The 6200-nt window shown below is 48.0% G+C and carries 6 protein-coding genes; 5 read left to right on the plus strand and 1 reads right to left on the minus strand.

The genetic code is table 11. From position 1 onward, the window contains the following. Window positions 1-22: 22 nt before the first annotated feature. The 4 genes from CMO31_09175 (at window position 23) to CMO31_09190 (ending at window position 4182) form a co-directional block, all read left to right on the plus strand. Entirely contained in the window at window positions 23-934 is a 912-nt protein-coding gene (locus CMO31_09175; protein ID MAZ54164.1) for a dihydrodipicolinate synthase family protein, read from the plus strand. After that, entirely contained in the window at window positions 931-1716 is a 786-nt protein-coding gene (locus CMO31_09180; GenBank protein ID MAZ54165.1) for a 3-oxoacyl-ACP reductase, read from the plus strand. Before CMO31_09175 ends, CMO31_09180 begins: the two co-directional genes overlap by 4 nt. A gap of 147 nt (window positions 1717-1863) precedes the next feature. Beyond that, window positions 1864-3333 carry a hypothetical protein gene (locus CMO31_09185; protein ID MAZ54166.1) on the plus strand — a complete coding sequence of 490 codons (1470 nt, stop codon included), beginning with the start codon at window positions 1864-1866 and terminating at the stop codon, window positions 3331-3333. A 6-nt stretch (window positions 3334-3339) separates the two neighbouring features. Beyond that, the gene (locus tag CMO31_09190; GenBank protein ID MAZ54167.1) at window positions 3340-4182 is read left to right on the plus strand and encodes a Tagatose-bisphosphate aldolase; all 843 of its coding nucleotides are present in this window, start codon (window positions 3340-3342) and stop codon (window positions 4180-4182) included. 402 nt (window positions 4183-4584) lie between these two features. Here CMO31_09190 and CMO31_09195 read toward each other — a convergent pair whose 3' ends face one another. Further along, window positions 4585-5148, minus strand: a complete 564-nt coding sequence (locus tag CMO31_09195) for a hypothetical protein (protein ID MAZ54168.1) — start codon at window positions 5146-5148, stop codon at window positions 4585-4587. Between the two features lie 128 nt (window positions 5149-5276). Between CMO31_09195 and CMO31_09200 the strand changes: the two genes are divergently transcribed. Then, window positions 5277-6200 (plus strand): fatty acid desaturase (locus CMO31_09200; GenBank protein MAZ54169.1); only part of this gene is annotated, 924 nt, incomplete at its 3' end.

The following is a 6200-nucleotide window of genomic DNA, read 5'->3' on the forward strand; positions in this document are numbered from 1 at the left end:
AAATAGGAGGAGGATTTTCCGCATGCCCCACAATTTTCAACCTAATTGGTTCAAGGGTGTTTTCACCATTATGCCAACACCGTTTTCTGATGACGGATCCCTAGATACCGACAGCCTTGACCGATTAACCCGCTTTCTAATAGACCTTGAGGTTGATGGGGTAGTAGTACTCGGTGTTATGGGAGAGGCGCCTAAACTTTCAACCGACGAAGAACAGGCTGTGATACGGACTACTGTCAAAGCAGCGGCAGGGCGTATACCTGTCTTCGCTGGGACTAGTTCTGGTGGAACGGACCTCACCATAGCTAAGAGTCACACTGCGCTTGAGTTGGGTGCTGCAGGATTGCTCGTGGCGCCACCAGGAGTTCAAAGTGATGCAGTTATAGCTGAGGCATATCGTAGACTTGATGAGGCTGTCGATGTCCCAATCATTCTCCATGATTATCCTGCTACAACCGGTATTAAACTAAGTGCAGAACTTGTTGTAGAACTGCACCGGGATCTAGAACACGTCGAGGTTATCAAGTTAGAAGAGCCGCCCACTGGTCCTAAAATAAGTGCTATCCGGAAGCTCGGTAGCGACATCGGAATAGTAGGCGGTTTAGGTGGGATGTTTTACCTCGAAGAGTTACTCCGTGGTGCAGATGGGATGATGACTGGGTTTTCCTACCCTGAGGTATTAGTTTCGATCCAACGCGCATTTAAACGCGGTGACCGTAGCGAGGCTGCCAGGATTTTTTACCAGGCTTGCCCTATCCTTAGATACGAGTTCCAGCCAGGCGTTGGACTTGCTCTTCGCAAGGAGGTTTACAGACAGCGTGGAGCTATAACTTCGGCTTTCGTTCGACATCCTGGTCCGCAGATCGATGAGCAGCTCATAAGTGAGCTTAATTCTGCGCTCGAAGCTTCTGACCTTGGTATGGTGACGTCATGAAACTTGGACTAGAAGGTAAAAGAGCTATCGTTACGGCGGCGAGTGGAGGGCTTGGTTTTGCAACCGCTGCTGAGCTCGCTAAAGAAGGAGCTCAAGTCGCCATATGCAGTCGGGATATTGAGAGAGCAGACGAAGCAGTTGAACGTATTTCTGCAGTAGGAGGGGAAGCGCGAGCTTACCAGGCAGACGTGAGCAAGGATGATGACCTCAAGACGCTTTTTGAACAGGCCAGTAGTGACTTAGGTGGCCTCGATATCCTCGTAAGTAACGCCGGTGGCCCACCACCCGGTACTTTTGAAGCGGTATCTGAGGATCACTGGGACACAGCTTATGCCCTTACTCTTCAGAGTGTAGTTAGAAGTGTGCGTTACGCGCTACCGCATTTTCGTAATGCAGGTGGGGGACGTGTCTTAACAATTGTTAGTTCAAGTGTTCGCCAGCCGCTACCTAACCTGCTGCTGTCTAACGTTTTTCGGCCTGCGGTGCAGGGCCTCTCTAAGACACTTTCAATCGAATTAGCCGAGGACAATGTCCAGGTAAACTGTCTAGCGCCAGGGAGAATTGAAACAGGTCGCGTTAACCAATTGGACCAAGCTTTAGCTGACCGACTTGGCAGTACTTTTGATGAAGTTCGTGAGAAGTCACTTCAGGCCATACCAATGGGTCGCCTAGGGCAGCCTGAAGAATTTGGCCGGGTGGCAGCTTTCCTATGTTCAGAGGCCGCAATTTACATTACTGGTAGCACTATTATTGTCGACGGCGGGTCGGTAAGGAGTCTGTAAGTTTTTTTCACTAATCTTTTGATGGATTAGGGATGCCGTACCAGTTACTCGCACTTCGCTAGATCAGTGCTGCTAGTACCGCTAGTTTGTGTTTTATTACGATAAAGGTGCACAAGTAATCGGGTGCGTGATATACCATTGATCTCGATGCTACTAGGTGTTGATGTTGGAACCACACATACCAAAGCAGGTATTTATGACTGTGAAGGAAGATTGGTTGTTCATGAACGGATTCCAACAAATCGGGTTAACAAGTCCAAGGCGCTTGCCTACCGTTCTCCCGATATCTTGTGGCAGGATAGTGCTGCACTGATCAAACGGGTTGTTCAAAACTTGGAAGAGCCAGTAGCTGGTCTAGCGGTAAGCAGTATGGGAGAGGCGGGCGTTCCCTTAGACAGTAAGGGCGAGGCCACGTTTCCGATTATCCCATGGAATGATACCCGAGCCGTATCACAAATGGAAAGGCTTATAGAACGATTGCCACCAGATCGTTGGAGCGCTGTGACAGGATTGTTCCCCAGCCCAATATTTAGTATCGCTAAGTGGATGTGGATCCGTGAAACAGAGCCAGAAGCTTGGGATAAGACCAGTTTGTGGCTGAGCGTCTGTAACTACTTGAGTTATCGATTAACCGGAGAGGCCGTTATGGAATCCTCTCAAGCATGCCGAACTATGGCTTTCGACATACGAGCTCGGACCTGGGCCGAGGATTTGCTTTCCTTTGCAGAGTTGGAATCCACATTTCTACCACCAGTTGTGAGCGCTACCCACAAGGTTGGGGAGGTAACATCTAAGGCTTCTTCCGAGACGGGACTAGTTGTAGGTACCCCTGTTTTTGCGGGTGGCCATGACCACTTTTGTGCCGCGTTGGCTTGTGGGGTTGTAACACCCGAGGTAGCTTTTGATTCCCTAGGAACCTCTGAAGCTTTGACGTTGGGATGGAAAGCTCCCCCAGATCCAGCGACTGCAAATGGATTCAGTGTTGGTATACACGTGATTGAGAACCACAGTTATTTGCTAGGCGGTCTCTACAGCTCAGGGGGTACTATCCAATGGCTTAAGCAACTTCTTGGGCTATCCAGTTTCGAAGAGCTGCGACATCTTGCGCAAAGCGTTGAACCGACCCAAGCACCTTTGTTCGTCGCCCACTTTTTAGGTTCGGGCCCCCCGTTTAACGATCCTGCTTCTAGTGGTGCTTTCGTTAATTTAGAGCCCGATCACGGCCCCGAACATTTGGCTAGGGCAGTAGTTGATGGTCTAGCTTTTGAAATATCTGCCGGGATAGAGAAAATGGAGCAAGTTACTGGATTGCCAATTACGGTAACCAGGCTCGTTGGAGCTGCCGACGATGATGATCTATCGCCTAGAGTACGAGCTTCAGTTCTTGATCGACCGGTTGAAGTTGCCCGTTATTCAGATATGGTTACGATGGGTAATGCGTTGATCGCTGGTATTGGTCTAGGCGTGTATAAGGATGCGTTGGACGCTGTTGATAAAACGTACCAGGTTCGTTGCGTATTTGAGCCCGAGGAGAATCTACATGTCCAATACCGGGATATGTATGAGCGTCAACGTACACTAGTATCTGCACTTAGGGAAAGCAGAAAAGGAGCATAACAACTCATGCCGTTTGTTTCTGATGGTCGTAAAATGATCCACCGTGCTTTTGAAGGAAATTATGCTATGCCGGCCTTCAATATCGGAAGCCTGGTTATGGCTCGAGCCTGCATTGAAGCTGCAGAGGCTGAGCAAGCACCAATAATTCTGCAAACTAGCCCAGGTGAGTTAACGCAGACTACGCCGGACGTCTTTTCCGCAATGATTCGGGCTCTAGCTAATAAGGCTGACGTACCAATAATGCTCCACTTAGACCACGGTGACGGTTTAGATCGTATAGCCGCTTGCATTAACGCGGGTTATAGCTCAGTGATGTTTGATGGAGATAGCCTCACCCTCGAAGAGAACGTAACGGCGACTCAGAACTATGCCGAATGGGCCCATGCCTTAGGTGTTTCGCTAGAGGCAGCAGCTGGGAGTTTTGGCGGTGGAGAAGAAGGTACTGATAGTGGTGTGAACCTTACAAATCCCGATGTTGCTCGTCGACTGCTTAAAGACGGTTGTGCTGATATGGTTGCTTGCTCCGTCGGTTCAGTTCATGGTCAGACTAGTAAGCTTGACCTGGGGCGCTTAGAGGCCATTGCCAAGCTTGCAGAAGGACCATTAGTGCTGCATGGTGGAACCGGCATACCTGCTTCAGATCTCGCCGTAGCCACCACCTTAGGGGTTGTGAAAGTCAATATAGGGGCTGGGTTGGCACGGCCGATCGTTAAGCGCTGGCAAGATGCAACGGAAAATGTTGCGTCCCCCCACAAAGGCGTTTTTGGGACTACTGATAGGGTATTGGCCGACCTAATAGAGGTTGCTAGGGATAAGATCCGGATTATGAATGGGTCAGGGCAAGCCTAAAGAAACCACCGGTGAAGCAATATTTTAGCTAAACCAAACAGGGTAGTGGACTCGCGCTTCCTTCTTTACTGAGATTGCGGATCACAAGGCCCTGATAACAAAATTACGTTCAAAGGCAATGCTTTCATCACCACGTATTTACAGAATCAACACAGGTCAACATACTGGAACTCAGAAAGTTTGATGAGTTTGTTTCTATCAGAGATTGGGTTATCACCAGCTAGGTCTGACCATAGTGGGCACGACTTGTACAATGTTGTTGATGCACTACACCATGTGTTTCTTTATGATTTCGAATTGCACAAGCATTTCCGGGCGATAACCTAAAGAAGTCGTAAAGGACGCCGGGTTTAGGGATCGTGAAATGGCTGTCACTTACTTTCAACCACTATGTATGAAGGGTTAACCTAAGCAAGTTGTCCCGAATCCAGTTGCGAGTTCCCTAAAAGCCCTATGAGGAATATTGAAGGCTTCTTGATCTTTCGGGCCATCGATACTGACTAGCAAATCACCAGATATTCCTAGTAAATCGTAAACGAGCCCACTATCAGCAATTAACATGAAACCCGAAGTTCCATCTGCTGAATCTGGATGGAATCTTTGTATTGCGCCATCAGGAAACTGGAATGTAATTGTGCCATCAGGAAAGTCGATTGGTCCTTCCTCCCAAGCCCGGCTGTCACGCCAAATACCCGTTAGCAAATTATCCCCGAACCTGGATAGTGCTGGATAGGTGCTATAGAAAAAAGCGACCCCGGAAAAAGTTCCAGGTGATTCCAGGTCAAGCCAAACTACCATTTGAAAACAATTGACCCAACCCTCAACCGGATTAGTTTCATTATACACTGACCAGACAAAGAGGCCATCTTTTTCTTCAAAGTCGCTAAGCTTGTCAAAGTCCAAGACTTGGGCGTAAGTGCTTGCAATTCCCCAAAACAATACGGTTGCTAAAACAAAGACACGCACAATCTCATAACATCATTTAAGTACTACCGTAGAATTGTCAATAAGCAAAAACCTGGGATCTAGGTTTTAGTTTGAAAATAGGTTGGCGGGTGTTGGTAGAGTACTGGTGTTTGGGGGGGGAATTGGTTATGGGTTACGCGCCTTTGGATGAGGTTCGGAAGTCACTCAAGGTTAAGTGGTATCGGGTTCCGGTTGCTCGTGAGAAGCTTCTTGAGCTTTCGAAGCCTAGTGATGCTCAGGGTTGGTTTCAGGCGGGTGGTCATTTTGGTTTGCTCCTTCTAACGGGCGTTGTAACTTGGGTGTTTTGGTCTGAGCAGATGTGGGTGTTGTTTGCGTTGTCTTTGTTCGCACATGGGACGGTCGCAAGCTCTATAAACGGTATAGCCCCACACGAGCTTGGGCACGGCACGGTATTTCGTACTAAGTGGTTGAACAAGTTTTATCTTCATTTATTTAGTTTGATTAGTTGGTGGGATCCGTATGATTACGCGAGTAGTCACACTTATCATCATCGTTACACGTTGCATCCGGAAGGCGATCGCGAGAATCTTTTGCCTCTCGAACCGACGCTAGTTTCACCTTTCATGTGGCAGCTTTTTACTATTAATCTGTTCACTAAACGGGGCCGTGTATTTAGTAAGGGTGGTTTGTTGTCAACAATTACCATTACTTTCTTGTCTGCTTTCGGCATAGTGGGTTCCTCAAAAGTTCCCCAAAACGAATGGATAAAAGCGTTACATACCGATCAACCTGACCAGGCACGTAGTTCAATGTGGTGGTCGAGAGCTCTATTACTTTTTCACGGATTAGTGGTAGTCGTAGCTATCTTAACTGGCTGGTGGGTCTTGCCTTTATTAGTTACGTCTGCTGCATTTACGGCAAACTGGCTAGCTTACTTTTTTGGCATGACTCAGCATTGTGGTCTCAAGGAGAACACTAATGATTTTCGTAAGTCCGTCCGTTCTATTCGTTTGGATCCTTTTTCGGAGTTCTTGTATTGGCGGATGAATTGGCATACGGAGCATCATATGTATGCGGGGGTTCCTTGTTAT

The organism is Trueperaceae bacterium, from assembly GCA_002707365.1.
Classification (GTDB): Bacteria; Deinococcota; Deinococci; order Deinococcales; family Trueperaceae; genus UBA6957.

Excerpts from the sequence above, each read along its gene's own strand:
- CMO31_09175 (MAZ54164.1), top strand. The coding sequence starts at position 23 with ATGCCCCACAATTTTCAACCTAATTGGTTCAAGGGTGTTTTCACCATT.
- CMO31_09180 (MAZ54165.1), top strand. The coding sequence starts at position 931 with ATGAAACTTGGACTAGAAGGTAAAAGAGCTATCGTTACGGCGGCGAGT.
- CMO31_09185 (MAZ54166.1), top strand. The coding sequence starts at position 1,864 with ATGCTACTAGGTGTTGATGTTGGAACCACACATACCAAAGCAGGTATT.
- CMO31_09190 (MAZ54167.1), top strand. The coding sequence starts at position 3,340 with ATGCCGTTTGTTTCTGATGGTCGTAAAATGATCCACCGTGCTTTTGAA.